Raw genomic sequence first — 25,788 nt, 5'->3', positions numbered from 1 at the left:
CTTTTCGAACTTGATTGTCCATGTCCGTGCCCACGCCGCGTTAGCAGCGTGGGCATGGCGCCCGCGCGATCGATGTAAATCGTCCGTTCGGAGGAGTAGCGGGCCGTGAGATTCCTCTGCCTGATTCATCTGAACGAAGCGGAACTCGCAGCGCTGCCTGAGGCGGAACTCGGCGTACTGAATGAGCAGCACGTCGCCGTCGCTCGGGAGCTTCAAGCGAGCGGCCATCTGATCGAAGCGGAGCCGCTGTCACCGTCCACGCATTCCGCATGCGTCCGCGTCCGCGACGGTCGCGCGGCCATGGTAGACGGACCCTTCGCGGAAACGAAGGAAGTCGTCGGCGGATTCTTTCTGATCGAGGCGAAGGACTTGTCCGAGGCGCTACAGATCGCCGCGCGGATTCCGGCGGCGGAACGCTGGACGGTGGAGGTACGTCCGACGATGCATCTGGCGAAGGACGGCGAAGTCATCTGGTGACTTCGTCGACCGCGACTTGCCGTTCATCGACCGACCGGCGAGCGTCGACAGTTCGAACTCGCCCCGACGCATTCAGCGGTCGCGAACTGTACTCGGGAGGTACACACTCCCCCGCTCGCCTGAAAGATGAACGTCGACGACGGTCTGGCTAGACCGGCAGTTGCTTGCCGCTCCACGCCCTGGCAGACCAGCCGTAGTCGACGAACTCGTACGCGAACGTGCCGTCGTCGAACAGGTCGATCCGGCCGTAGCAGGGGGGGAAACCGTACTCGCTGCCCCCCCACCAGGCGCCGCTGGCGGCTCCGCCGCAGATGTAGGTCACCCCGCGATATTCGCAGCGGTCCTGCGTATGCATGTGTCCGCTGAGGCAGAGCTTCACCTCCGGATAACTGCGGAAGACCTCGCTGATCGCCCAGCAGTCCGCGTGATGCCACGTTCCGGGGACGACGTTGTCGTTCCCTCTGCGGATCTCATCGCCGTAGACCTGCGACGTGACGCTCAAAATGGGGACGTGACTGAAGACGACGGTCGGCAGATTGTTCTTAGCCAGGTCGTCCTTCAGCCAGTCGAAGTGCTCTTCGCTGAGCGAGGCGTACTTCGGCCAGTTGCACATACTGTTGAGACTGACGAAGTGCCAGCCTCCCTGATCGAAACTGTAGTACGGCGCCGGCATTCCCAGCGCTTCCGTCAGCAGGCCGAACCCCTTCTTTTCGATCGGCACGGAATGGGTCGGTTCGTCGCCGTTCCATACGTCGTGATTGCCGAGGCACGACCAGATCGGCGCCGGACATGCCTTCACGGCCGCTTTCCACAAGGCGATCTGCTCAGCGGCCCTGGCGCCCGAAGTTCTGCCGTCGACCGCCATGACGGTGTCGCCGGAGTTCAACACGAGCTCAGGTCGCCAGTCGGCTTGCCCGAGCATGTGTTCGAACATTTTCGCGACGCCGCCGGGAGCGTCGCGGCCGTCCGTGATATGGACGTCGGTGATATGCGCTGCCCGGATCGCCGGTTCGCGTTCGTTCGCCCGCGCGGCGCCGAGCGGGCCGGAAGCCATCAGACCGGCGGCGCCTGCGGCGCCGACGGCGAACAGGTCGCGTCTGGACAGGGACATCGATCGATTCCTCATTGCAAATCGACGGACCATTCCTGCTCCGTCAGGGTCAGTTCGAATTCAAGCCCCGACTGATCGGGATGTCCGTACTTCTCGGGCAGCGGAACCATGTCCGTAGACAAGTTGCCTGGAATGAACTCCTGACCGCCGGGCCCCGCGGCAACTCCAGGTCCGACGGGGTCGGGTCGGGGCTTCACCATCGGCAGGGCTTGCTGAACGGCGACGCGAACCTTGCCGAGCGGAACGCCGGGGATGGCGTAGGAGCCGTCTTCGCTGAGGTCAGCGCGGTAGACCTGATTGTCGACCGTGACGAACATCAGCGTCGCGAGACTGATCGGCTCGCCCTGATAGGTCACCTTGCCGCGGACGTCGCCGCGGGGGAAGTCCATGCAGCCGGCCACGAGGACCGCCCAGACCAGAATCGCCGACATCGCCGCTCGCCGCATCGCATCTCCCCGCACTGAAAAACTGGCAATCCCGCCGATTCGTCCGATCCCGTGGGTTCGTCCGCGAAGGCGCGGAAGACCCCGTTCGTTCGGCGGCGGTATCCGATGCGTCGGCGACGGCCTGTTCGTCGCCGCGAAGATCGAAAATCGTCGAATCGCAGGCCTTACCAGTCCGTCCCCAGGATTTCGCCCCCGTTGGGCGTGCAGGCGGCCCACCAGGTGTCGGGAGCGACCGTCGCGGTCACGAGGCGGACGCTTCCGTCGCCGAGGCCAACGAGAATTCCGGACGACCGAGGAGCGCTCGCCAGGCGGGGATCGCAAGTCGCAGTCGAGCCCTGGAACGTCGGGCTCGCCTGGAACTTCGACCCCGGGCCGGTCACCTCGTACGCGAAAACCGGATTCCAGCCCTTCCACGCCGTGCGCGCGTACGCCCAGATGTTGTAGTAGGGGCCGCCTGCGTTGCCCGGAACGGCCGTCGTACGCTGGCAAACCGCGGTCTTTTCCGCGAAGAAGATCGTGTTCGACGTTCCGTCGGTGATCGAAGCCATCTTTTTGAAAGAAGGCTTGTCGCTGATGACGCTTCCCAGAGCCTGGAAGTTGGCCGCGTAGCCGGTGACGCCGTAATTCCCCCAGCCGGAGTCGTTGAAAAGCCCTCCGACTTCGTCCGACGGATCGTCGGGATTCACGAACGCGCTGACCGCATTGTTCGTGTAGACGGTCCAGAAATACTGCGGGGTCTTGTCGGCGAGCGCCTGCTGTTCGATGTACGGCAGAATGTAGTAATGGGTCGAGCCGGCGAAGTTGTAGTGTTTCGGATCCCAGTTGGAATCCCAGTCCTGCAGAGCCGTCGGCAGACGCCGCTGCGTGTCGTGAAAGTTGTGCGTCGCCAGCGACATCTGCTTCAGTTTGTTGCTGCTTTCGATGCGACGAGCGGCAGCGCGAGCGGCCTGGACCGCCGGAAGCAGCAAGGCGACCAGGACGCCGATAATCGCGATCACGACGAGGAGTTCGACGAGCGTGAAGGCTCTCGAACGGGAGCGGCGGAATCTAAGCATGGGGTCGTTCCCTTCACGAAGTCCATGTCGCGCTGCATCGCGATACGGAAGGTAGAAGCTTCGTCGAGATGACGCCCCCGGGTTATAACGCAGCGATTGCCAACGGCAACTAAATGCGCACAAAATTAACGTACGCGACTGGAATGCATGCGATGCATCCCTTAATCATTTCATCACATTGCTCGAACGGATGGTCGCCGTTCGCTCGGCGTGCGAGCGAGGGAACAGCCTCAAGCGCAGTCGCCGCAGGCGGCATGTCGTCTTGAAGGCGCGTATCGATCGGCTACATTGACCCCTGCATCCCGCGACGAGCGGGAGCAGTTTCCGAGCATTCGCGTCAGCGAAAACGAAGACGGCGAGCCGTCGGCGGATTCGGTCTGGCGGACGAAAAGCTGCGGCCTTCTCGGCGAGTCGCTCTTAAGCTCCGTCAAAACGCCATCGACGGGCGGAACCGATTGCACGTTCCGACCGACGAGACGTTTCGACTCGAACTTTCGAGGGCGATTCAGGCGCCGGCATGATCAGTCTCTTCTTCGCGATCTCTCTTCTCCTTCGGCGATGCGTCGCCCTCTGCGTTTCCGTCGCGACTGACGGGGCCCTGCCCCGGATCGTCGAACGGATCCGCGAGGTCGTTCGTCCGAACGCGGAGAGCCGAATCGTGCAGGCGCCGCAAGGCGTTTCCTGCCGAGGCGGGTTCGTCGAGGGCGGTTCGCCGCCGCGGGCGACAGGCGCGCGAGAGACGCCCCTCCGAACTTTCGCTGGAACGTGGCCGTCGACTCGATGTTCTCGATTCGGCGGCGTCACGATCGACCTGGTTCGACACCGACGCCTCGCACCGCTCTTCGTTCGCCTCTCCTTTCCCCGCTCTCCTTACGACGTTCGGTCCGCTTTCGGGACCGACTCCGTCGGAGGTTTTGCGATCGCCTTCGCGCAGGCCGGCTGATTCCTCGAACGTTCGTCGGACCGCGCTGCGGTAGGACGCCGGGGTTCCAGATCGAAGCTTGCCGAGCGACGGGTCGCAGCTCGCACGTTCGTCTGACGCCCGTTGAAAGGATCAGGGGCGGCGATGGAATACGTGATTACGGCGATCGTTACAGCGATCGTCGTCGGAGTCGCCGCGGTCGCGATTACCTGGATGTTGAACCGCGCCCGGACCGGCGGAGCCGAGTCGCAGGCTAAGGAGATCCTGGCCCGCGCCGAGCGCGAGGCCGCCGATCGCATCAAATCGGCGGACCTGGAAGCGAAAGAGGCGGCGCTGAAGCGGAAAGTCGCCGCCGACGATGAAGTCGCCAAGATCCGCGAAGAGCACCGGCGCAGGGAGCAGTCCCTCGACAAGCGCCAGGAGACGCAGCAGCTTCGCGACGAACAGCTTCGCCGCCAGGAAGAACTCGTCGAACAGAACCAGCGTCGCTTCGCCGAGCGCATCGACGAGATCAATCGTCAGCGGGAAGAGCTGGCGCAGAATCTGGCCGAGCAGCGGAAGCGGCTGATGGAAATCTCCGGCCTGCGCGAGGAGGAGGCCCGGCAGGCGCTGCTCGATCGGCTCGATCAGGAACTCGCGCACGAAGCGGGCGCCCGGATCATCAAGCACGAAAAGGCGATGAACGAGCTCGCCCAGGCGAAGTCGCGCGAAGTGCTGCTCACGGCGATGTGCCGCTATGGCGCTTCGCACACGGCCGAATCGACGACCAGCACGGTCGCCATCCCCAGCGACGACATGAAGGGCCGCATCATCGGCCGCGAAGGGCGCAATATCCGCACCTTCGAGAAGGAAACCGGCGTCGACGTCATCATCGACGACACGCCGGGCGTGGTGATCGTCAGTTGCTTCGACCCGGTTCGCCGGGAGATCGCGAAGCTGTCGCTGGCCAAGCTGATCGCCGACGGACGTATCCACACGACGCGCATCGAGGACATCGTCCGCGAAACCGAAAAGGAGATCGAGGCGCTGATCCGCCGGAAGGGCGAAGAAGCGGCTCAAGAAGTCGACGTGCAGGGCCTGCACGAGCGCGTGATCTACATGCTGGGGCGCCTGCACTTCCGCACGAGCTACAGCCAGAACGTCCTGCGGCACAGCGTCGAGGTGGCGTTCCTCTCCGGCATGATCGCCGAGATGATCGGCATGGACGGTCGCCTCGCCCGGCGCTGCGGTCTGCTGCACGACATCGGCAAGGCGGCGGACCACGAACTGGAAGGGGGCCATCCCAAGATCGGCGCCGATCTGCTCAAGCGGCACGGCGAAAAGGCAGAGATCGTGCACGCCGCGCTCGGTCACCACGACGAGCTCGTCACGGACAAGCCGTACACGATGATCGTCGGATCCGCCGACGCCTGCAGCGCGTCGCGACCCGGCGCCCGGCGGGAATCGCTGGAGCGTTACATCAAGCGGATGGAAGAGCTGGAATCGATCGCGACCGCATTCCGCGGCGTCTCCCAGGCGTTCGCGATCCAGGCGGGCCGGGAACTGCGCGTGCTGGTGAACTCGTCGCAGGTCGACGACAGCTCGGCGGCGAAGCTCTCCCGCGACATCGCGAAGGCTTTCGAGGAACAGCTCACCTACCCGGGCGAGATCAAGGTCACCGTCGTTCGCGAGTCCCGGTTCACGGAAGTCGCCCGGTAGGCTCGGCGAGGGTTTCCTCTGTGCCGCGGCTGGCTTGCCCAGCCGTGGCGAACGGTGCGTGCAGCAAGCACGGCTGGACGAGCCAGCCGTGCCACACGAAGAGCGATACGTGAGCACGGAGTTCGCATGCGGGTACTGATGATCGGCGACGTCGTCGGCAAGCCGGGCTGCGAAGCGATACGCGTCCTGGTGCCGAAGATCCGGGAAGAGCGCCGCATCGACTTCGTCATCGCCAACGGCGAGAACGCCGACGGCGGCTCGGGCATTTCGACGGCGATCGCCAGGGAGATGCTCAAGGCGGGCGTCGACTGCATTACGCTGGGGGACCACGTCTTCCGCCGGGCGGACGTGATCCCGTTCCTCCAGCGGAGCGACCGGATCCTCAAGCCCGCGAACCTCTCCCCCGATTCGCCCGGGCGCGGATGGACGCTGCTCGAAAGCGCAGGGGGAATCCCGATCGGCGTCGGATCGCTTCTCGGCAGGCTCTACATGAAGCCGGTCGATTGTCCCCTTCGCGCGGCCGACGCGATTCTCGCCGAGTTGAGTCCCCGGGCGAAGCTGATCTTCTTCGACTACCACGCGGAAGCGACGGGCGAGAAACAGGCGCTCGCCCGGTACCTGGACGGAAGGGCGACGGCTGTCCTCGGGACGCATACGCACGTCGCGACGGCCGACGAGCAGATCCTTCCCGGCGGAACGGGATTTCAATGCGACGTCGGCATGACGGGGCCGTTCGAAAGCGTGCTGGGCCGGCGGGTCGAACCGGTGGTGCAGTTCGCGATCACGCAGACGCCGCGGCCCTTTCCGGTCGCTTGCGACGACGTTCGGCTGTGCGGTACGATCGTGGAGGCGTCGCCTGAAACGGGGAAGGCGCTCTCGCTCGAACGGATCATGGTCCGCCTCGAGAAGTGACGCGGCGCCAGCTTCGGCTGCCCGGTCGATCGGCATGGCTGATCGGCCCGCCCGATCTATCCGCTCCTACGCATCCATCGAATCGATCTTGTCGGCTCCGCCCCCGTTCGCTACGGTTCCGCCCGATCCGGAAGGAGCGCCCTCCGCGTACGGCGACCCGCGCGCGATTCCCTGGTGGTTGCGAGGTTTTCTCGTGACCGGCGGGGCGATCCTCGCAACGCTGCTGTTCACGGCGTTCACGCTCGATCCGGCAGAGAGAGGATTCGGAACCCATCGGCAACTCGGCCTTCCGCCCTGCACGCTCGTGCAGACGATCGGCATGCGTTGCCCCTCCTGCGGGATGACGACGTCCTGGGCCTGCCTGACCAAAGGGCGGGTTTTCCAGGCGTTCGCCATGAACTCGGGAGGCGCGTTGTTCGGCATCTATTCCATCTTCCTCGCCCCCTATTTCCTGGGGAGCGGATTGACCGGAAGGTGGATCTGGCGCCGGCCCAACGAGTGGGCGGTTCTGTTCGTCGGCGCGACCGTCCTGGGGACGACGCTGATCGACTGGACCTTCCGCGTCCTGCTGCGTTAGTCGTCCCATGGACCGCGAAGGATCGCGGTCTTCAAGGAAAGTTCGAACCTCGCGTCGTCGTTCGGATCGCAGGCGATCGCCTCGTCGATTCAGCGTCGGCCGGGCAATAGAGCTCCGGTCGAATCCGACTTCAGTCTCGGCTGCGACCGGAACCTCGGAAACGGAACGGAATCCATGCGCGTACGATCCTGGCGAGGGGCGATCCTGCGAATCGCCCTGGCGTGCCTCGCGGCGTCGCTTCCAGTCGGACAGACCGGCTGCGTCGGCGCGCTCGCGCAATTCATGTACATGGTCAACGGCGGCCATAAGCTGCCGGCCAAGTACGACGGGCTCGAGGACCAGAAGGTCGCGCTCGTCGTGCGTTCGCTGGACGCCATGTCGGGCGCCGCTCCCGAATGCGATCTGCTGGCTGACCGGCTGACCCTATTCCTCAAGAAAGAGGTCGACGGCATCGAGTTCGTCCGTCGGTCCGAGATCGAATCCTGGATCGAACGGGGCGACGGCACGCAGGAGTACGTCGACATCGGCCAGGCCGTCGGCGCCGACAAGGTGCTGGTCGTAGAAATCTCAAGCTACGCCCTGAACGAGGATCCGACCCTGTTCAAGGGAACTGCCAACATCGACGTTTTCGTCTGGGACGTCGAGTCGAAGGACGAGGTGTTCCATCAGGAAATGATGGACTTCTCGTATCCCAAGAACAGCGGCCAGCACGTCAGCGAAACGACGCCGGCCCGGTTCGAGCTGAAGTTCCTCACGTTCACCGCCGGCAAGATCTCCCGAATGTTCTACCCGTACAACATCGAGGAAGACTTCGGCGACGACGCTACCGTCCTCTGGGACTGAGTTGCGGCGACTCGATCACGCGAATAACGAAGAAGGGCCGGCTGCTCAATGCAGCCGGCCCTTCTTCGTTGACGCTCGCTGTTTCCGGACCGAGGCCGGCCAGTCGCCTGCCTCGCTTGGAGAGTTCCGGGCGGGAGCTTACTGCCGCAGGCCGAGCTTCCCTTCCGACGAATCGAGCGCCTCAAGGTAATCCTGCGTGATCGCGATAACTTCGTCGAAGTAGAAGTCCTTCTTGACGATCTCCTTCTTGTCCTGATCCTCTTCGGTGCCGAGGATTTCTTCCTCTTCGGCCTTTTCGGCGTCGAGTTCGTTCTGGCGTTCGAAGAAGACCTTCTCGTTCAGCGAGACGGACTTGCGTTCCTTCTGTTCGCGGAACGTTTCGATGTTCTTGGCGAGCTCTTGGAACTTCTCGTTCGCCCCGCGACGCTCTTCCGACGCCTGACGCAGCTTAGAGATCGTCTCGGCGTTCACGAGCCCGAATTCTTCGAGCTTCGCCGGCGGCACCCGGTCGAATTCGACCGCGAAGTCGAGGTCGGCCTCGCCGACGTCCATGTGCGTGGTGAGCGACGGGATCGTGATGTCCGCCAGGACGCCCTTCTTCTGCGTGCTGTCGCCCTTGGGACGATAGAACTGCTGCATCGTGATCTTGAGCGCGCCGAGATTCGGCGGGTTGGCGATCTGGAACAGTTCCGATCCCAGGTCGAGCAGGCTCTGGACGGTGCCTTTGCCGTGCGTCGCCAAATCGCCCACGATCAGGCCGCGGCGATAGTCCTGGATGGCGCCGGCGAAGATCTCGCTGGCGCTCGCGCTCAGCTTGCTGGTCATCACGACCAGCGGGCCGTCCCACACGATCGCCGGGTCTTCGTCGTCATAGTGCTGGATGCGCCCGCTGGGATCCTTCACCTGGACGACGGGTCCTTCCTCGATGAACAGGCCGGTGAGGTTGATCGCCTCGGTCAGGCTTCCGCCGCCGTTGCGACGGAGGTCCAGCACGACGGCGTCGACGCCCTTTTCCTTGAAGTCGAGCAGGATCTTGCGGACGTCGCGGGTCGTGCTTCGGAAGTTCGCGTTGCCCGACTGCGCTGCCTTCATGTCCATGTAAAAGCTGGGCAGATTGATGAATCCGATCTGCTGCTTCGCCTCGCCTTCGCCGACCTCGACGATCTCGGCCCGGGCGGCGCTGTCTTCCAGTTCGACTTTCGCGCGGGTGATGTCGAAGATCATCGTCTCCGTCTCGCCCGGGCGAAGCACGCCGAGCCGGACGATGGTTCCGGCCTTCCCGCGAATCCGACCGACGACGTCATCCAGCTTTTCGTCGCGGACGTCGATCATCTCGCCCCCTTCGCCTTCCCCGACGCTGACGATCTGATCCTCTTCCTGGAGCTTGCCGTGCTTGTCGGCGGCGCCCCCGGGGATGACGTTCATGATCTTCGTGACGCCGTCGACCGACTGCAGCGAGGCGCCGATCCCTTCCAGGCTCAGTCCCATCGTGATGCGGAAATTTTCCAGCGTCGACGGGGACATGTACGTCGTGTGCGGATCGAGCGTGGAGATGATCGCGGTCAGGAACATCTCCAGCAGTTCGTCGCCGTCGGTCTGGTGCATCCGCTTGGCGAACGTGCGATACCGGCGCTGCAGGCGCTCGATCGCCTCCTTGCCTTCGGTCTTTTCCGACTTGAGCGACAGCAGGTCGTACTTCAGCCGCTTGCGCCAGCGATCTTCCGCCTCGGCGGCGTCGACCGGGTACCGGAGCAGATCGCGGTCGATCAGCATCTCCTCGTTGGCGGTGAAGTCGAACTCGTTCTTTTCCAGCAGAGACTCGATCGACGCCAGGCGTTCGTCGATCCGGGTCAGGAACCGTTCAAAGACGGCGTACGCGACAGAGATGTCGCTCTTCTTCAGATCGTCGTCGATCTGCGTCTTGTACTTCTCCAGGAACTCCGCGACGTCGGCCTGCGTGAAGTAGAGCTTCATCGGGTCGAGCATCTTCAGATAGTTCGTCAGCCCCCGTTCGGAGATTTCATCGTCGAGCGGATGGCGGGTCAGGTGCTCCTTCTGCAGGAGCGCGACGACCGACATCACCACCCGGCGGTCGCTGGGACGAGGTCCCGAGAGCGTCTCCGCAGAGGCCGGAGCGCAGGCTCCGAAGAAGAGGAGGACGGCCAGGCCGAGTCCGGCCGCGGCTCCCAACCGATCCATGCGAGCGCGCACGAGCCGCATGCTGCATCCTTTTCGCTTCAGAGAAAACCGTCAGTACGAGTCGCGGCAGAGCGTCGCGATTCCGTCCGCGCACGATCGACCGATCTGCGCAAACTTCGGCATTGAACGATCTTAGCCCTTCGCTATAGGGCGGACAAGACGAATGGTCCCGGCCTGTGATACGGAGGAGACGACGGGACGTTCAGTCGCCGTCCGCCACCCGATCGCGAGAGGCGAGCAGGTCCTCGAAATCGCGAAGGCGATAGTCGATCTGGACGTAATCCAGTACCCGGCAAAGACCCCGCAGCGCGACGCCGAATCCGTCGGGTCCGCTGAAGCCGCCGAACTGTCCGCCGCCGCGAACGTGCGGTTCCAGATCGAGGAAAACTCCGGGGATGCCCCGGTCGTTCAGCTCGCGGGACAGTTCGGGAATCCGCGTCTTGAAGTCGCGCAAGATCCGCTCGTGAGCGCCGTCGCCGAGATCCGCGGGAACGAAGTTCCTGAGCGACTCTTCGTCGACGTGTCCGCCACGCGTGGCGGCCCGGGGTCGGCGGTAGTCCTTGATGTGCATCCACCCGAGACCGGGTCGCATGGCCTCGTACTGGTCGTAGACCTCCTCCGAAGAGTAGCCCTGACAGACGAGGTTGGCCGAGTCGAAAATCAGCATCATCGCCGGATGGGAGACCCCTTCCCAGATCCGCCGCAGCAGATGGCCGTTCTGTCCGACGAGGTTAGCCTCGACTTCCAGGCCGAACGTCAGGTCGTCGCGGTGGCACTTCTCGGCGATGCGTCCGAGCTGGTCGATCGTCTGTTCGAGGTGATCCTCCGGGTCGGTCCCGCGAGGATGATAGAAAGAGAAGCCGCGAATCAGCTTGGTCTCGAACAGGTGGGCCAGCTTGCAGGCGTGCTCGACCTCGTCGGTCAGGTATTTGTCGAACGGCACGAAACGGTTGGACGTGCCGTCCTCGACGTCGAGCAGCTTGACCTTCCCGATCGGCGAACCGATCGAGGCGACGTTCAGGTCGTATTCCGCCTCCATGCGACGGATCTGGGCGATCTCGTCGGTGGTCAGCTTCATGACGTTTTTGACGCCGTCGCCCAGGTTCACGAACCGGATGGAGTAGTACTCCAGGCCGAGCGCGGCGAACGCGGTGAACTGCTTCTCCAGATCCTTGTCGGAGCAGGTCTCGTCGGCAAAGCCAGAGAGAATTACGGCAGGGGCGTCAGTCATGGCAGCGTCTCGAACGTGCGAAAAGCGTGACCGCGGCGGGGACGGATCTCGCCGTCTGCGCGATCGGTCGGGTCGGCGGGAAGCCTAACACGCTCCCCTGCGATTGCCTAGCGCGGGACCTTCTGGCCGAACAGGCCGTGCAAGTCCGCCGCCAGGCCCTACAGTTTCGCAGGAATCCCGCGGAAGGATGGCTTCGGTACGCCGATTGCTGTCAGAATGGCGAACGGCTGTCGGAGAACGCTCCGACGGCCAGAGCGAATGCCGCCGCCTTCGAACTGCCGGCAAGAACCAGCCGGGACGTTGTGATCCCGCGAAAGGAGCGACGAGATGCAGACGATTTCGTTTTTGAAGGGTTTGGGCCTGGGCCTCGCCGCGATGTACTTCCTGGACCCGCAGCATGGCCGCGCCCGGCGCCTGCGGATGATGAACGGCGTCGAAAACGGCCTGCGCGATCTGACGCAGGACCTGTCGGGCCGAAGCCAGGAACTGATGCGCCAGGCCAAGCACGCGGCCAGCGAGAAGATGGCGACCATGCGGCAGGAATCGTCCTCCGCCAATCCCGCCATCGGCGAGTGACGCGCACGCCGCATTCGCCTGCGCCGAGTTCGTAAACCCGACAGACGCCGCCAGGAACCCTACTTGGCGGCGTCGATCGTTTCGCGCGCAAGCTGCGAGGCGCTCTCTCGATCCAGAAAGAGCGTCACGTCGCCGTGCGTGCGCAGGATCGACGCGGGAACTCGTGGATCGACCTCTTCCTCCAGGCTTTCGCGGACCGCGCGAGCCTTGCGCTCCTCAGGGACGCTGCAGACGATCTTGCTGGCCTTCAGAATCTGGCGGGCGGACATCGAAACCGCCTGCTTCGGGACGTCTTCCAGCTTAGGGAACCAGCCTTCGCCCTGCTGCTGGCGGCGACAGGCCTCGTCCAGTTCGACGACGAGGTAGGGCTCTTCCGTTTCGAAGTCCGCCGGCGGATCGTTGAAGGCGAGGTGCGCGTTCTCGCCGATGCCGATGAAGGCGACGTCGATCGGCGCCGCCGCGACCGCCGCGCCGACCTCCTGGCGAAGTTCGTCCAGCGGACGCTCCGTATCGAGGAAGCGGAACGACTTCACCCCTTCGGGAAGCCGGTTCACGAACCGCTCCAGCAGGTACCTGCGGAACGAGGCGGGATGCGTCGCCGGAATCCCGACGTACTCGTCGAGATGGAAGCACTCGACGTCCGGCCAGGAGATGCCTCGCTCCGACACCAGCGCGCCGAGCATGTCGAACTGCGAAGCGCCGGTCGCCAGAATGATCCGCGCCGTGCCCCGCTCCTTCAACGCCTCGCGAATGGCCTTCGCCCCTTCCGCGGCAGCGGCGACGCCCAGTTCTTCCGAGTCCTTCAGTATTCGGATTCGCACGCTCTGTTCGCTTTCGGCAGCGGGTTCGAAGCAGGTCGGTCGTCACGGCGCCGAGCACGCCGACGGATCACTTCGCGAAGGGATAATCGCCTCCGGCGACCGAATCGTCGTCGTCGTCCTCCTCGTCGAACTCGCCCGGAAGATCGGCGAAGTGCTCGACCGCGACCGACGTCGTGATCCCGCCCCGGGCGGTGAAGGTCGCCTTGAGCTGCAGGAACCGCGGCTCGAGGACCGCGACCAGATCGTCGAAGATGCGGTTGGTCGCGTTCTCGTAGAAGATCCCCTCGTTCCGGAAGGCCTGGAGGTAGAGCTTGAAGCTCTTCAGCTCCACGCACCGGTCCTGCGGCGTGTAAGTGAGGGTGATCGTGCCGAAGTCGGGGTGCCCGGTCTTGGGACAGACCGACGTGAACTCCGGCGCGACGATCTCGATCAGGTAGTCGCGCTGGGGGAACTGATTCTCGAACGTTTCGAGCTTGTCGCGGAAGGAATCGGCCAAGGCAGGCGCCCCTCGTCGGACGCGGACGCCCGGCGGATAATGAGCGACCGCGATGGTGATGGTTCGTAACGACGTCGCGCCGAGAAGCGCCTGCGCCGATCAGCTTCATGCTCAGGATTAGCGAGCTCTATGCCTCCCTGCAAGGGGAGGGCCTGCTCGTCGGAACGCCGAGCGTCTTCGTGCGCGTTTCGGGCTGCAACCTGCGGTGCGTCTTCTGCGACACGCCGTACGCCTCCTGGCAGCCGGAAGGCGACCATCGCCCGGTCGAGCAGGTCGCGCGGGAGGTGCTCGCCCTGGAGCCGCGGCACGTCGTCCTCACCGGCGGCGAACCGATGATCTTTCCGGAGATTGCTGAGCTCTGCCGACTGCTGAAGGAGCACGACCGGCACGTCACGATCGAGACGGCGGGGACACGGACGCAGCCCGTTCTCTGCGACCTGATGTCCATCAGCCCCAAACTATCGAACTCCGACCCCGTCGAAGCTCGCGCAGGTACTTGGGCGGCAAGGCACCGCGAACGCCGCGAGAATCTGGCGGTCGTCCGGCAGCTGATGCAGGACTATCCGTATCAGCTCAAATTCGTCGTCGGTCAGCCGAGCGACGCGGAGGAGGTGACGAACTACCTTTCGCGTCTCGGCGGCGCCGCGCCTGAGCGGACTCTCTTTATGCCGCAGGGAACCGACCTCGCGACGCTGTCGGGCGTCGCCGAGTGGCTGGAGCCGTTCTGCGCCGAGCGAGGGTTCGTCTTCTGTCCGCGGAAGCACATCGAGTGGTTCGGAGCAGGACGCGGGGTTTGAACGCGATCCAGGTCGCCGCTTGCGACGGGGTGATCGCTTCGGTCCAATGCGTCCACCCTCCTTCTCCCGTCCGCGTCGGAACGCTTTTCATGCTTCTCCTCGCTTCTCTGCGCCAGTTCGCCCTTTCGATCGCGATGCTGTCTACGCTGCTCGGCGTGAATTACGTCCTCGCCCAGCAGCCGAATCTGTCGCCCGATTCGCTGCCGCAGGAAGGCGTGCCGCAGGGCGAGATTAAGGGCCCTTTCGAGTGGAAAAGCGAGATCTTCCCGGGCACCGTTCGCAACTACTGGATCTACGTGCCGAAGCAGTACGACGGCAGCGAACCCGCTTGCGTCGCGATCGTGCAGGACGGCCTGGGACGGGCGAAGGGCTGGAACCTGCCGACGGTGATGGACAACCTGATTCACAAAAAGGAGATGCCGGTGACGATCGGCATCTTCATCGACCCGGGCGTCGTTCCCGCCCCGCACGAAAACGCCCAGCCGCGGTTCAATCGCAGCTTCGAATACGACGGCGTCGGCGATCGCTACGCGCGGTTCCTGATCGAAGAGATCCTGCCGGAGGTCGGCAAGACCTACAAACTGAGCGATACCCCGGACGACCGGATGATCGCGGGGGCCAGCTCGGGCGCCATCTGCGCCTTCACGGCGGCATGGGAACGGCCCGACCAGTTCCGCCGAGTGCTGAGCACGATCGGAACGTACGTCGGCCTCCGCGGCGGCGACGCTTATCCGACGCTGATCCGCAAGTGCGAGAACAAGCCGCTTCGCGTCTTCCTGCAGGACGGGACGAAGGATCTCGATATTTACGCCGGCGACTGGTACATGGCGAACCAGGACATGCTCTCGGCGCTGAAGTACGCCGGTTACGACGTCGATCACGCCTGGGGCGAGGGGGGCGGCCACGACAGTAAGCACTCCGCGGAGATCATGCCCCAGGCGATGAAGTGGCTCTGGCGCGACCACGGCAAGCCGATCGAGAAGGGCGTCGCTCCAAACCGCCGCGTCGACCTGCTGATCCCGGGCGAGGAGTGGAAGCTGCTCTCCGACGGCCACAAGTTTACCGAAGGTCCCGCCGTCACGAAGACAGGCGAGCTCTACTTCACCGACATCCCGAACGACAAGATTCACCGCGTCACGAAGGACGGCACGGTCGAACTCTTCGCCGAGAACACGGGCGGGGCGAACGGTCTGATGTTCGGCGAAGACGGCAAGCTCTACGCCTGCCGCAATAAGGACAAGCAGATCGTGCGTTACACGACGGACGGTCAGATGGAGGTCGTCGTCGAAGGGGTCGAGAGCAATGACCTGGTCCTGGTGGGCGAGTCGGGTTACTTCACCGATCCGGGGAACAAGAAGGTCCATCGCTTCACGTTCGACGGCCAGACGGAAGTCGTCGACGAAGGCATCGATCGGCCCAACGGCATCGTCGCGTCGTCGGACCGAACTCTGCTCACCGTCGCCGACACGACCGGGCGGTTCACCTATTCCTTCCAGATCCAGCCCGACGGGAAGCTGGCCCACAAGCAGACCTACGGCTGGCTTCATACGCCCGACGCCACCTCGCAGAGCGGCGCGGACGGCATGTCCGTCGACCGCGACGGGCGGATCTACGTCACGACCCGGATGGGGGTGCAGGTTCTCGACCAGCCGGGGCGGGTGAACCTGATCATCGACAAGCCGGGCGACGGATGGCTTTCCAACGTCTGCATCGGCGGCCCCGACTTCGACATTCTGTATGCGACTTGCGGCGAAGGGGTCTACGCGCGCAAGATCAAGGCCAAGGGCTTTCACCCCGCCGAGGCGCCCTTCGCACCGCCGAAGCCGGGGTTGTAGGACAGACCGCAGTTGCCGAACGGACGACCTTCCCTAGCCTATTCCGTCCGGCGCCTCGAATCCGCGATCCATGAAGCAGGAAGGCCAACCTGACTCCCCGCCGCCCGATCGCAGCGTCCACTCGCGCCCGCTTATCGGTTGGCGGGAGTGGATCGCGCTGCCGGATCTCGGCGTCGCGTGGATCAAGGCCAAGGTCGACACCGGCGCCCGATCGTCGTCGATTCATGCCGTCGATCTCGAACTGGACGAGCGGGACGGCGTACAGATCGTGCGGTTTCGCATCTTCCCCAATCAGCGGAACGACCTCGCCAGCGTGGTCTGCGAAGCTGCGGTCCAGGAATATCGCGAGATTCGCAGTTCCAACGGCCTGCTCAGCCGACGCCCCGTGATCGTGACGACGCTCTCGATCAATGGGCAAGCTTTTCCTGTGGAACTGACGCTGGCCGACCGCAGCCACATGGGATTTCGGATGCTGCTAGGACGGGAAGCCTTTCGCCGGCGGTTCTGCATCGACCCGGGACGGTCCTTCCGAGGCGGCAGACCTCCGAGTAAATCCGGGAAGCGAATCGTCCGAAGAAGGAAGCGCCCGTAGTCGCTGCGGCAGCGCTGCTGCGTCGGCGAACGATCTTCGACAGCGGTCCGGCGCTTCTTCTCCGGAATCGCTCGGCTGGCTACACTTCCCTACCCGATTCCTGGCCCGGCGAGCGTGAACGTGAAACTGGCGATTCTTTCCTGCTCGCCCAACTGCTACAGCACCCGCCGGCTCAAGGCCGCGGCGACGCAGCGCGGCTGCGAAGTGAAGGTGCTCGATACGCTGAAGTTCGCCATCGACGTTTCGTCGGGCGACCCCGAACTGTATTACCGGGGAAAGCGGCTAACGAATTACGAAGCGATCGTGCCGCGGATCGGCGCGTCGATCACTTACTTCGGCACCGCCGTCGTGCGCCAGTTCGAGCAGATGGACGTCTTCTGCGCGAATTCGTCCATCGGGATCGTTAACTCCCGCGACAAGCTCCGCGCGCTGCAGATCCTGAGCAAGCATCAGATCGGCATTCCGGAAACGACCTTCGTCCGCGACCGGGCCGACGTGCTCCCCGCGATCGAACGGATCGGCGGGGCGCCGGTCGTGATCAAATTGCTCGAAGGGACGCAGGGGGTCGGCGTCATCCTCGCGGATTCCGTGAAGGTCGCCGAAGCGATCATCGAGACCCTGCACAGCGCCCGACAAAACGTGCTAGTGCAGCGCTTCGTCGCCGAAAGCCGGGGGCGCGATATCCGGGCATTCGTCGTGGGCGACCGGGTCGTGGCGTCGATGCGTCGCACCGCGCAGGGGACCGAGTTCCGCAGCAACGTCCACCGCGGCGGCACGACCGAGCAGGTCTTTCTGGACGATACCTACCGCGAAACCGCCGTGCGGGCGGCCCAGATCATGGGTCTGCGCGTCGCCGGCGTCGATATGCTCGAGGGAGCGGACGGCCCGCTGGTGATGGAGGTCAATTCCTCTCCCGGGCTGGAAGGGATCGAAGGGGCGACCGGCCTGGACGTCGCCGGCGCCGTCGTCGATTACGCCGCCGCGTTCGTCAACTTCCCGGAACTCGACGTCCGGCAGCGTCTGACCGTCAGTCGGGGCTACGGCGTCGCCGAGTTGTTCGTTCGCGAAGGATCGGAATACGCCGGGCTGACCATCGGCGAATCAGGTCTGCGGGACAAGGACGTCAACATCCTGACGCTCTACCACGGGACGTCGGTCGTTCCGAATCCGAAATCGAATCGAGTGATGGAAGCGGGCGACCGGCTGCTCTGCTTCGGAAAGCTTGACGCCATGCGGGAACTGGTCCCCGGGCCGGTCCGCCGCGCCAGGCGTCCCCGAGTGAAGACGCTGCGCGATGCCCAGGGCGCGGCGCCGGCCGTCGTCCCCGCTTCTCCCCCGCCGCCGGTCGAAGTCAAAACCTAATCGATCGCCGCCTCGCCGCGGCCGACGGTACAGATCGGTCTCTGCGCGGACGAGCCTCCTCGCGTAGAATCGAAGCCCTCCGAACGCTTCGACTTCTGCCGCGAGAAACCAGCCGATCGTGAAGGTCCGGGAACGCAAGCCTGCCCACATCTGGGGAGACGTCGAAGTTCAGCCGGGCGAGACGCGGGAAGTCTCGCTCGCCGTGACGCAGAGCTATTCCAGCCTGACGATCCCGATCCCGCTCATCGTCCGCCGGGGACTCGAGCCGGGCCCCTCGCTGTTCGTCACGGCGGCCATCCACGGCGACGAGATCAACGGCACCGGCGCAGTCCGGAGAATGATTCAGGAGGAGAGCCTGCTGCCGAAGCGGGGAACGCTCATCCTGGCGCCGGTAATCAACATCCTCGGGTTCGATCGGCATTCCCGCTATCTGCCCGACCGCCGGGATCTGAATCGCTGCTTCCCCGGGTCGCGAAAGGGGAGCGTCGCGGCACGGATGGCGCGGCTGGTCTTCGACGAGATCGTCAGCCGGTGCGACTGCGGCATCGACCTGCATACGGCGGCGGTGAAGCGGACGAACTTTCCCAATCTCAGGGCGGACGTTTCGATCCCGGAGGTCCGCCGGCTGGCGATGGCGTTCGGCTGCGAAACGATTTTGTCAGGCAAAGGACCGGACGGCTCGTTCCGCCGCGAGGCCTGCGCGGTCAACTGTCCCACGATCGTGTTCGAGGCGGGCGAAGTCTGGAAGGTCGAGCCGGCGGTCGTCGAGTACGCCGTGCATGGCGTCACGAACGTGATGATCGAACTGGGCATGATCGACGGGAAAGCCCAGATTCCGCCGTTCCGCGTTCTGGTCGAGAAGACGAAATGGATCCGTGCCGAGCGGGGCGGCTTCCTGCGCTTCCACGTTCGACCCGGCGATGTCGTCGCGAAGGATCAGCCGCTGGCGACGAACACCAGCATCACGGGCACGGAACATAGCCTGCTCACGGCGCCCTTCGCCGGGATCGTGCTCGGTATGACGACGCTGCCGGCGATCGGACCGGGCGACGCCGTGGTCCATCTGGGGCATCTCGCGACCGACTCGCCCGACATTCCACGGATTCGAGCCGAGCTTCCCGAAGGCCATCGTCACGAGCGCGTGTTCGAGCAGCTCGGGATGAACATCCTCGTGTTCACGCCCGAGAACCGCGGCGATCGCTACGCGGATTGATCGCTTCAGGCGAGCGCAGGACGTAAGCCCTCCATGTCCGCGAGGTTCGAACGAGCGAAAACGAACGCGGGGGGCTCACGCCCCCCGCTCGCCGCATACGAGATCGCGCGTCGCTACTTCGTTCCGTCGTCGGCGCCGACGGTCGCGGGCTTGCGGCCGTTGGCGTGCATCGCGTCGTCGCTCGTCGTTTCCGAGCCGGTGAACTTCACCAGGCTCTCGGGCAGCTCGACGCCGCCGATGTCCTTCATCACTTGAAGCATCGGGGGGAGCGAACGGGCCATCCCCGACAGGAAGTCCGCGGTCGAGCTCTTGCCGTTCCCGTTGCCGTTCTCCCAGACGACGACCTTATCGAACTTGATGTTCGAGATCGCCTTGGCGGAGCTGTCGGCGAGATTGTCGAGGTGTTCGAGCAGCAGCATCTGGAAAGCTTCCTTGCTGCCGCCGCAGGCGTCGACGATGGCCTTGAGACCGGCGCCCTTCTTGGCGAGGATCTCGTACTGACCGTTCGCCTCGGCTTCGAGTCGCAGGAAGATCGAGTCGGCCTCGGCCTTGGCGGCGATGCGAACCTGCTCGGCGGAGGCTTCGGCGTCGACGATGGCCTTGGCCTTCTGAGCCTTCGCGGTCGCTTCGAGCTTGGCCCGCTGTTCGGCTTCGACGCGTTCGGCCTCGGCGAGCGCAGCCTTCGCCATCGCGCGGTTCTGAACCTCCAGAACGGCGGCTTCGGCCTGACGCTTGCGGCTTTCGCCCGTCTGGTAGGCCTCGGCCCGCTTCACGGCGAGTTCCGCCTGCGACGCGGCGATCGTCGCCTGAGCGAGGTTTTCGCCTTGGATCGCGGCGGCGTCGGCTTCCGAAACCTGGATACGCATCTGACGTTCGGCAGCCTTCACTTCGGCCTGGCGTTCGAACGCGGCCTGCTCTTCGCCGATCGTCTGTTCCTTCTGAAGCTGAGCGATGCGGACCGTCTGGTCGCGTTCGGCGGTGCGAGTACCGATCGCCATCTCACGACGGGCGTTCGCCACTTCGATCGACTTGTCGCGGTCGGCGCCGGCGACACGGGTCTCGCCCATCCGCTCGTTCTCGGCCACGTCGCCGCGGGCGTTCTGAATCGCGGCGGACGCCGCCTTCTGACCGATGGCGTCGATGTAGCCCGACTCGTCGGTGATGTCGGTGATGTTGACGTTGATCAGTTGCAGACCGATCTTGTTCAGTTCCGGTTCCAGCGAGCGCTGGATATGCTCCAGGAACATCTCGCGGTCGCGGTTGATCTCCTCGATCCCCATCGAGGCGATGACCTGTCGCAACTGGCCGAAGATCAACTCTTCCGCCTGCTTGCGGATCTCCGGCGTCGACAGGCCCAGGAGGCGCACCGCCGCGTTTTGCATGACCTGCGGCTTGGTGTCGATGGCGACCGTGAAGCAGCTCGGCACGTTGACGCGGATGTTCTCGCTGGAGAGCGCGCCTCGCAGCGGAATATCGATCTGGATCGGTTCCAGACTGAGATAGGCGTAGTCCTGGATCAGCGGCCAGACGAACGCGGCGCCGCCGTGAATCGTCTTGGCGGCTCCGTCCGTGCCGGTCTTGCCGAAGATCACCAGCACCCGGTTCGAAGGGCACCGTTTGTACCACTTCGAGACGATGCCGAAGACGATGAGCATCACGACCACGCAGGCGATCACGATGGCGCCGACGACGAGCGCCGGGCCGGAAAGCTGCTGAAGCTGGTCGAGTTGAGCGAGCGGAAGCGAAGACATGGCCAGACCGTATCCCGTGACGAAAGACATTGGCGCTTAGACGTTGAAGAAGAGCGATCGGCGACGACGGGTCATGCGGTAGCGACCCGAACGGTCTCGCCGACGACGACCGGCTCGACCGCGAGCGTGCTCCCCGCGTGAACGTTCACTACGCGAACGCGCGTCCCGGAGGAGAGCGCTTCGGGGTATTCCGTCATGGCGGCGTATTCTTCGACGCGACCGTGGAAGTTCAGCATCACCTTGCCGGCGCCGCGACCGGCGGCGGGGATCGTCGTGTAGACCGTCGCTTCGCTGCCGATCGCTCGTTCCAGACGAATCGTGGAATCCTGGCCCAACTGGCGGAGGGTCCGCATCAACCACCAGACGATCAGCAGCGCCACGGTTCCGCCCGCCGAACCCATGCCGACCTGCACGATGGGCGGCAGTTCGAGCGTGTTTCCCAGCAGTCCGAACAGACCGAAAAACGTCAGGGCAGCGATCATCGTGCGAAACGAGATCAGCCCGAACAGGATGCCCGACTGGGAGTCGTCGCCCGCATCGACGTCGAAGTCTCCGCCGTCGAACTCATCGCCGCCCAGACCGAGCACGGTCCCCAGCAATTGCACGAGCAGCACGGCGCCGCCGGCGATCGCGCAAAGGAGAAAGAACGTGAACAGCGTCAGCATGCGAAGGTCCCTTTCGTCGCAGGTTCGGCGGCGCCCGGCGAACGCGTCGCAGCGCCGAATCGTCCCTAGATCGCGTATCGCGCAACCGTAACCGTTCGATCGCCGAACACGCTCTGATTCGGAGCGTTTCGCACGCTATCTGTCCGTGCGACACGCACTAGCAATTCGTCGCAGCGGGAAACTTCTTGACGGCGATCGACTGGTCGGAACGGCGAAACAGGCGCAGCGATCCGTCCCTAGCGATGTACCGCGCCGCTTAGCTTTCGCGGTCGCATGCCGTCAGGATCGCTCGTTTTCCGCGGTTCCGGGGAATGTGCGATCGAACCTTATCGATTGTAAGGAATTCGACGGCCCGCCGCCCGAACTTCTCTTCGGAACCGGTTCGCGGCTGTCGCACGCGGACGTCTTGAAAGAGAATCACGGGATCGCTTTTTGTTGGGCTGGCGCCCCTTTGTCTGCCATCCAAGCGAAAATGAGGATTCTGGCAGGCGAGGGCACCAGCCCTATGAACCCTGTGTCGCCGTTCCTTCATCTGTTCTGCCGTGCAGTCGCTCGACCCCGTTCGCTTCGCTGCCGCTCGCGTCGGGTACCCCGGCAGCGATTTTCGCCTGCGGATCGATAGCTTCGTCGTCGCCGCGGGCGAATGCGTCGCCCTCGTCGGCCCCAGCGGATCGGGCAAGTCGACGATGCTGCGGGCGATCGCGGGGCTGCTGGACGCCGTGGGCGAACTGACGGTTTTAGGAGAGCGGGTCTCGTCGCTGTCGGACGCCGAGCGAAGACGATTCCGGCGAGAGCGCCTGGGCATCTCGCTGCAGCCGTTCACGCTGCTCGAAGCGCTGGACGTGGAGGAGAACGTGCTGCTGCCGACGCTCGTCGGCGCTCCTTCCGAAGATCGGGCGACGCTCCGAGAGAACGGGCGCCGGCTGCTACAGGAGCTAGGCGTCGTTCGCTACGCGAAGCGAAAACCGGCGAAGCTCTCGCATGGCGAGCGGCAGCGAGTGGCGCTCTGCCGGGCGCTCGCGCTGCCCAGGCCGCTGGTTCTGCTGGACGAACCGACCGCCAGTCTCGATCCGACCTGGAAGCGTACGGCGATAGCGTTGGCCGTTCGGGAGGTCCGCTCGCACGGCGGAGCGCTGCTCGTCGTGACGCATGACCGGGACGTGCTCGACGCGTTCGACCGGACGGTCGAGATCGAGGACTGTGCGCGGATCGACGTCCCTTCGCCAGCGGAGGCGTCGTGACAGGTCCGCTGCTTCTCGCCGTGCGGCAGCTCGCGCACGACCGCGTGCGAACGACGCTCCTGGCGGCATGTCTGGCGCTGGCGGTCGCGATTCCGGCGACGACGGCGTTGCAGACCCGATCGATCGCCGAGCGACTGACCGAGCGCGCGGAGCGAACGCCCGTCGTCGTCGGCCCCTCCGCGAGCGAGTTCGACGTCACCCTGCATGCGCTTTACTTTCAGGCCGCTCCTTCGCGAATAATCGCCTTTCGCGAGGCAGACGCCGCGAGCGAGGGCCTCGATGCGCTAGTCATACCGGTCTACGGCGTCGCGACCGCGCGGGGGGCTCCGCTGATCGGGACTTCGCTCGACTACTTCGAGCAGCGGAACCTGGCGTTCGCCGAAGGGGACGACTTCCTGCGCTGGGGCGACTGCGTGATCGGGGCGGCAGTCGCCGCGCGACTAAACCTGTCGGTCGGCGGACGGATCCTTTCCGATGCGGAGAACCGCTTCGATATCGCCGGCGATTACCCGCTCGCGATGCGCGTCGTCGGCGTGCTGCGGCCGACCGGCGGACCCGACGACGAGGCCGTTTTCGTCGATCTGTCGACGGCCTGGATCGTCGCCGGCATCGGGCATGGCCACCAGGACGCGACTCAGGTCCATCCCGACGATATCCTTTCGCGCGAAGGAAACGCCGTCGCCGTCGGCGCGGACGTCACGTCCTATGTCGAGATCACCGACGAGAACGTCGACTCCTTCCACTTCCACGGCGACGAAGGGGATCGACCGCTCACCTGCCTGCTGGTTTTTCCTCGCGACGACCGGGCGGAGACGCTCCTGCTGGGGCGTTACCAGGGTCGCGAGGACGTGCAAGCCATCAGGACGAGGGAGGTGATCGACCGGCTCGTCTCGACGGTCTTCCGCGTGCAGGGACTGCTCACGGCGATGACGGCGACGCTGTCGGCGATTGCGCTCGCCTGCATGGGTTTCGCGTTCGCGCTGTCGCTGCGGATGCGCCGGCGGGAGTTCGAGACGCTGACCGAGATCGGCGCGTCGCGCGGAACGATCGCGATGCAGATCGCCTGCGAGGCCTTGGGGATGACGGTTCTGGCGCTGATTCTGGCGACTCTGCTCGTGTTCGCCGCGGACTGGCTGGCTGCTCCCCTGATCGAACGGATGGCGTTAGGCTTGAATCCAGCCTGAGTCCCTCCGTTTCGTTCGAGATCGTTTCTGATGCATGCGTTCGCGATCCGATCCTTGCTGACCGTCGCTCTAGGCGCCGCAGCCTTCCTGGTTCTCGGGTGCAAGCCGGCGTCGGACGCTCCGACCGGCAAACCGACGATCTACGTCGACAGTTACCCGCTCGCCTACTTCGCCGATCGCCTGACGGGCGACGGCGCAGAGGTCGTCTTCCCTGCGCCTGCCGACGTCGATCCGGCCCACTGGAAGCCGTCGGACGAGATCCTGCGCGAGTACCAGAGCGCCGATTTCGTTCTGCTGAGCGGCTCGCACTACGCCGACTGGACGAGCAGAGCCTCGCTGCCGCCGAAGCAAGTCGTCGACACGACCGCCGGGTTTCCGCCCGGGTCGCTGGTCGAATCGGAAGACGCGATCGTCCACTCGCATGGCGACGAGGGAGAGCACTCGCACGCCGCCTACGCGCTCCATACGTGGCTCGATCCGAAGCTCGCACTCTTGCAGGCGGAGGCAGTGCGGGACGCGGTTGCCAAGCTACTCCCCGAACAGAAAGAGGCCGTCGACCGCCGTTACGCCGAGCTGCAAACGGACCTGAGCGATCTGGAAGCTCGCCTGGAGACGTTGAAGCAGACGACCACCGGCCTGCCGCTGATCGCTTCGCATCCGGTGTACGACTATCTGGCCCACGCCGCGGAGTGGGACCTGCGAAGCCTCCACTGGGAGCCGCACCAGATGCCGGGCGAACGTGAATGGGGCAAGCTCGACGCGATCCGCGAAAAGTCCGCCGCGCATTGGATGCTGTGGGAGGACGAGCCGATCGAGCCGATCCGCAACGCGCTCGAGGAGCGCGAGGTTCGCTGGGTCGTCGTGCGTCCTGCCGGCAATCGGCCCGCAGAGGGCGACTTTCTCTCGACGATGCGAGCCAACTACGAAGCGCTGGCGACCATGGCTGACTCGTTGAACGACGGCTCCTGATGTCGTCGACCGTGGTCAGCCGGCATCGAGCTGCCGCATCGTCGGACGCCGCGCGAAGTATCGATAGGCGTAATGCATCGCCACCAGAGCGAGTCCGACGCCCAGTCCCGCGCCGGCGCCCTGCGTAATCCCGAGGCCGACCGCGACCTCGTACGGGTCGAAGCCAGGAGTTCGCTCAGCTCCGAAGATTGCGACGTAGTAGCCGGGGTTGAAGCCTCCCATCAGCGCTCCCATCAGCCAGCCGCTGAAGGTTCCGATGGCGGCGCTCGCCAGCGTGACGCCCGCGGACCAAATCAGTAGCTGGGCGCCGTCGCTTTGCGGCGCGAAGCGGAACTGCGTCAGCCATGCGACCGCCGCGGCCTTCCAGCGCCGCGTCGCCGACTCCGGAACCTGCTCTTCGCGACTTGACGGAAACTCCGTCATCCTTGCGATCAGTTCTTCGTAATCTTCCGTGCTGGGCATGAGCGATTCGAGCCGGCGGTCCCGGTCCGATAGCGAAGCGGCGGTCGGAGAACTGGCTAGGGACGAATCCGTCGCCGACGCGAGAGGCTACCCTCGTGAGCGGGGTTAATGTCGACGATCTGCCGACTCTTGTCACGGCTCGTGCGCCCGCATTTCACGAAATCTGCTTCGGAAAGGCGTCGGCTGTCGCTGGCTCGTCGACATTTCCGGCAATCTCTGCCCGATGTCCCGCCGGGACGTCCTATGCAAGGTATCTTTCGGCAGCGTCCGGCAAAGTCTGCGCAATCTCGCCAGACCACCAGGCGATGAACGGGGGTCCTCCCGCCGGTAAGGACCTGACTATACGGGCCAGC

Annotated in this window: 24 protein-coding genes; 14 read left to right on the top strand and 10 right to left on the bottom strand. The window is 64.7% G+C overall.

What is annotated here, in order from left to right; translation table 11 throughout:
* The first annotated feature begins 105 nt into the window (after positions 1-105).
* Positions 106-477 (top strand): YciI family protein, encoded by a 372-nt coding sequence (locus tag SH602x_RS13150; RefSeq protein WP_479472744.1) that lies wholly within the window; start codon positions 106-108, stop codon positions 475-477.
* 148 nt (positions 478-625) lie between these two features.
* Here the strand turns inward: SH602x_RS13150 and SH602x_RS13145 are convergent, their stop codons facing one another.
* The 3 genes from SH602x_RS13145 to SH602x_RS13135 form a co-directional block, all read right to left on the bottom strand.
* Positions 626-1,588, bottom strand: a complete 963-nt coding sequence (locus SH602x_RS13145) for a metallophosphoesterase family protein (RefSeq protein ID WP_479472743.1) — start codon at positions 1,586-1,588, stop codon at positions 626-628.
* A gap of 11 nt (positions 1,589-1,599) precedes the next feature.
* Entirely contained in the window at positions 1,600-2,019 is a 420-nt protein-coding gene (locus tag SH602x_RS13140) for a carboxypeptidase-like regulatory domain-containing protein (protein ID WP_479472742.1), read from the bottom strand.
* A gap of 179 nt (positions 2,020-2,198) precedes the next feature.
* Positions 2,199-3,089 (bottom strand): DUF1559 family PulG-like putative transporter, encoded by an 891-nt coding sequence (locus tag SH602x_RS13135; RefSeq protein WP_479472741.1) that lies wholly within the window; start codon positions 3,087-3,089, stop codon positions 2,199-2,201.
* A gap of 1,066 nt (positions 3,090-4,155) precedes the next feature.
* On the opposite strand from SH602x_RS13135, the gene rny reads away from it, so the two are divergent.
* The 4 genes from rny (at position 4,156) to SH602x_RS13115 (ending at position 8,041) form a co-directional block, all read left to right on the top strand.
* The gene (rny, locus tag SH602x_RS13130; protein ID WP_479472740.1) at positions 4,156-5,709 is read left to right on the top strand and encodes a ribonuclease Y; all 1,554 of its coding nucleotides are present in this window, start codon (positions 4,156-4,158) and stop codon (positions 5,707-5,709) included.
* 126 nt (positions 5,710-5,835) lie between these two features.
* Positions 5,836-6,621, top strand: a complete 786-nt coding sequence (locus tag SH602x_RS13125) for a TIGR00282 family metallophosphoesterase (protein WP_479472739.1) — start codon at positions 5,836-5,838, stop codon at positions 6,619-6,621.
* An 88-nt stretch (positions 6,622-6,709) separates the two neighbouring features.
* Positions 6,710-7,198, top strand: coding sequence for a DUF2752 domain-containing protein (locus tag SH602x_RS13120; RefSeq protein ID WP_479472738.1), 489 nt, complete (start codon positions 6,710-6,712; stop codon positions 7,196-7,198).
* Between the two features lie 174 nt (positions 7,199-7,372).
* A complete protein-coding gene (locus tag SH602x_RS13115) occupies positions 7,373-8,041 on the top strand; it encodes a hypothetical protein (protein WP_479472737.1) in 669 nt (222 codons plus the stop codon).
* Between the two features lie 138 nt (positions 8,042-8,179).
* Here SH602x_RS13115 and SH602x_RS13110 read toward each other — a convergent pair whose 3' ends face one another.
* Together SH602x_RS13110 and SH602x_RS13105 are read right to left on the bottom strand one after the other, a co-directional pair.
* Complete coding sequence (locus SH602x_RS13110; RefSeq protein ID WP_479472736.1) at positions 8,180-10,261, bottom strand: carboxy terminal-processing peptidase; 2,082 nt, start codon at positions 10,259-10,261, stop codon at positions 8,180-8,182.
* 181 nt (positions 10,262-10,442) lie between these two features.
* Positions 10,443-11,471, bottom strand: coding sequence for a sugar phosphate isomerase/epimerase family protein (locus SH602x_RS13105; RefSeq protein ID WP_479472735.1), 1,029 nt, complete (start codon positions 11,469-11,471; stop codon positions 10,443-10,445).
* Positions 11,472-11,798: 327 nt separating this feature from the next.
* On the opposite strand from SH602x_RS13105, the gene SH602x_RS13100 reads away from it, so the two are divergent.
* The gene (locus SH602x_RS13100) at positions 11,799-12,047 is read left to right on the top strand and encodes a hypothetical protein (protein WP_479468023.1); all 249 of its coding nucleotides are present in this window, start codon (positions 11,799-11,801) and stop codon (positions 12,045-12,047) included.
* Between the two features lie 59 nt (positions 12,048-12,106).
* Here SH602x_RS13100 and SH602x_RS13095 read toward each other — a convergent pair whose 3' ends face one another.
* Positions 12,107-12,868, bottom strand: coding sequence for a glucosamine-6-phosphate deaminase (locus tag SH602x_RS13095; protein WP_479472734.1), 762 nt, complete (start codon positions 12,866-12,868; stop codon positions 12,107-12,109).
* Positions 12,869-12,935: 67 nt separating this feature from the next.
* Entirely contained in the window at positions 12,936-13,364 is a 429-nt protein-coding gene (gene queF / locus SH602x_RS13090; RefSeq protein WP_479472733.1) for a preQ(1) synthase, read from the bottom strand.
* A 107-nt stretch (positions 13,365-13,471) separates the two neighbouring features.
* Here queF and SH602x_RS13085 point away from each other — a divergent pair, with 107 nt between their 5' ends.
* From SH602x_RS13085 to SH602x_RS13065, 5 genes are all read left to right on the top strand, one after another.
* Positions 13,472-14,161 carry a 7-carboxy-7-deazaguanine synthase QueE gene (locus SH602x_RS13085; protein WP_479472732.1) on the top strand — a complete coding sequence of 230 codons (690 nt, stop codon included), beginning with the start codon at positions 13,472-13,474 and terminating at the stop codon, positions 14,159-14,161.
* Positions 14,162-14,250: 89 nt separating this feature from the next.
* Positions 14,251-15,996 carry an SMP-30/gluconolactonase/LRE family protein gene (locus SH602x_RS13080; protein ID WP_479472731.1) on the top strand — a complete coding sequence of 582 codons (1,746 nt, stop codon included), beginning with the start codon at positions 14,251-14,253 and terminating at the stop codon, positions 15,994-15,996.
* A 70-nt stretch (positions 15,997-16,066) separates the two neighbouring features.
* Positions 16,067-16,588, top strand: coding sequence for an ATP-dependent zinc protease family protein (locus SH602x_RS13075; RefSeq protein ID WP_479472730.1), 522 nt, complete (start codon positions 16,067-16,069; stop codon positions 16,586-16,588).
* Positions 16,589-16,708: 120 nt separating this feature from the next.
* Complete coding sequence (locus SH602x_RS13070; protein WP_479472729.1) at positions 16,709-17,950, top strand: RimK family alpha-L-glutamate ligase; 1,242 nt, start codon at positions 16,709-16,711, stop codon at positions 17,948-17,950.
* Positions 17,951-18,068: 118 nt separating this feature from the next.
* The gene (locus tag SH602x_RS13065) at positions 18,069-19,163 is read left to right on the top strand and encodes a succinylglutamate desuccinylase/aspartoacylase family protein (RefSeq protein ID WP_479468030.1); all 1,095 of its coding nucleotides are present in this window, start codon (positions 18,069-18,071) and stop codon (positions 19,161-19,163) included.
* 113 nt (positions 19,164-19,276) lie between these two features.
* On the opposite strand, the gene SH602x_RS13060 is transcribed toward SH602x_RS13065, so the two are convergent.
* The gene (locus tag SH602x_RS13060; protein ID WP_479468031.1) at positions 19,277-20,914 is read right to left on the bottom strand and encodes a flotillin family protein; all 1,638 of its coding nucleotides are present in this window, start codon (positions 20,912-20,914) and stop codon (positions 19,277-19,279) included.
* 71 nt (positions 20,915-20,985) lie between these two features.
* Positions 20,986-21,579, bottom strand: coding sequence for an NfeD family protein (locus tag SH602x_RS13055; RefSeq protein WP_479468032.1), 594 nt, complete (start codon positions 21,577-21,579; stop codon positions 20,986-20,988).
* A gap of 542 nt (positions 21,580-22,121) precedes the next feature.
* Between SH602x_RS13055 and SH602x_RS13050 the strand changes: the two genes are divergently transcribed.
* The 3 genes from SH602x_RS13050 to SH602x_RS13040 are packed head-to-tail and all read left to right on the top strand — an operon-like array spanning position 22,122 to position 24,973.
* The gene (locus SH602x_RS13050; protein WP_479472728.1) at positions 22,122-22,820 is read left to right on the top strand and encodes an ABC transporter ATP-binding protein; all 699 of its coding nucleotides are present in this window, start codon (positions 22,122-22,124) and stop codon (positions 22,818-22,820) included.
* Positions 22,817-24,004, top strand: coding sequence for an ABC transporter permease (locus SH602x_RS13045; protein WP_479472727.1), 1,188 nt, complete (start codon positions 22,817-22,819; stop codon positions 24,002-24,004). The genes SH602x_RS13050 and SH602x_RS13045 overlap by 4 nt, the downstream gene beginning before the upstream one ends.
* 30 nt (positions 24,005-24,034) lie before the next feature.
* Positions 24,035-24,973, top strand: a complete 939-nt coding sequence (locus tag SH602x_RS13040; protein WP_479472726.1) for a metal ABC transporter substrate-binding protein — start codon at positions 24,035-24,037, stop codon at positions 24,971-24,973.
* Between the two features lie 15 nt (positions 24,974-24,988).
* Here SH602x_RS13040 and SH602x_RS13035 read toward each other — a convergent pair whose 3' ends face one another.
* Positions 24,989-25,435 (bottom strand): hypothetical protein, encoded by a 447-nt coding sequence (locus SH602x_RS13035; protein ID WP_479472725.1) that lies wholly within the window; start codon positions 25,433-25,435, stop codon positions 24,989-24,991.
* Positions 25,436-25,788 lie beyond the last annotated feature (353 nt).

The sequence above is a fragment of the Lignipirellula cremea genome, assembly GCF_056501455.1.
The sequence above is the reverse complement of the archived record's forward strand: the minus strand, read 5'-3'. Positions and strand labels throughout refer to the sequence as shown.

Coding starts and splice junctions, on each gene's coding strand:
- SH602x_RS13075 (WP_479472730.1), top strand. CDS start 16,067: ATGAAGCAGGAAGGCCAACCTGACTCCCCGCCGCCCGATCGCAGCGTC.
- SH602x_RS13040 (WP_479472726.1), top strand. CDS start 24,035: ATGCATGCGTTCGCGATCCGATCCTTGCTGACCGTCGCTCTAGGCGCC.
- SH602x_RS13035 (WP_479472725.1), bottom strand. CDS start 25,435: ATGCCCAGCACGGAAGATTACGAAGAACTGATCGCAAGGATGACGGAG.
- SH602x_RS13125 (WP_479472739.1), top strand. CDS start 5,836: ATGCGGGTACTGATGATCGGCGACGTCGTCGGCAAGCCGGGCTGCGAA.
- SH602x_RS13085 (WP_479472732.1), top strand. CDS start 13,472: ATGCTCAGGATTAGCGAGCTCTATGCCTCCCTGCAAGGGGAGGGCCTG.
- rny (WP_479472740.1), top strand. CDS start 4,156: ATGGAATACGTGATTACGGCGATCGTTACAGCGATCGTCGTCGGAGTC.
- SH602x_RS13145 (WP_479472743.1), bottom strand. CDS start 1,588: ATGTCCCTGTCCAGACGCGACCTGTTCGCCGTCGGCGCCGCAGGCGCC.
- SH602x_RS13105 (WP_479472735.1), bottom strand. CDS start 11,471: ATGACTGACGCCCCTGCCGTAATTCTCTCTGGCTTTGCCGACGAGACC.
- SH602x_RS13080 (WP_479472731.1), top strand. CDS start 14,251: ATGCTTCTCCTCGCTTCTCTGCGCCAGTTCGCCCTTTCGATCGCGATG.
- SH602x_RS13060 (WP_479468031.1), bottom strand. CDS start 20,914: ATGTCTTCGCTTCCGCTCGCTCAACTCGACCAGCTTCAGCAGCTTTCC.
- SH602x_RS13055 (WP_479468032.1), bottom strand. CDS start 21,579: ATGCTGACGCTGTTCACGTTCTTTCTCCTTTGCGCGATCGCCGGCGGC.
- SH602x_RS13140 (WP_479472742.1), bottom strand. CDS start 2,019: ATGTCGGCGATTCTGGTCTGGGCGGTCCTCGTGGCCGGCTGCATGGAC.
- SH602x_RS13100 (WP_479468023.1), top strand. CDS start 11,799: ATGCAGACGATTTCGTTTTTGAAGGGTTTGGGCCTGGGCCTCGCCGCG.
- SH602x_RS13110 (WP_479472736.1), bottom strand. CDS start 10,261: ATGCGGCTCGTGCGCGCTCGCATGGATCGGTTGGGAGCCGCGGCCGGA.
- SH602x_RS13115 (WP_479472737.1), top strand. CDS start 7,373: ATGCGCGTACGATCCTGGCGAGGGGCGATCCTGCGAATCGCCCTGGCG.
- SH602x_RS13135 (WP_479472741.1), bottom strand. CDS start 3,089: ATGCTTAGATTCCGCCGCTCCCGTTCGAGAGCCTTCACGCTCGTCGAA.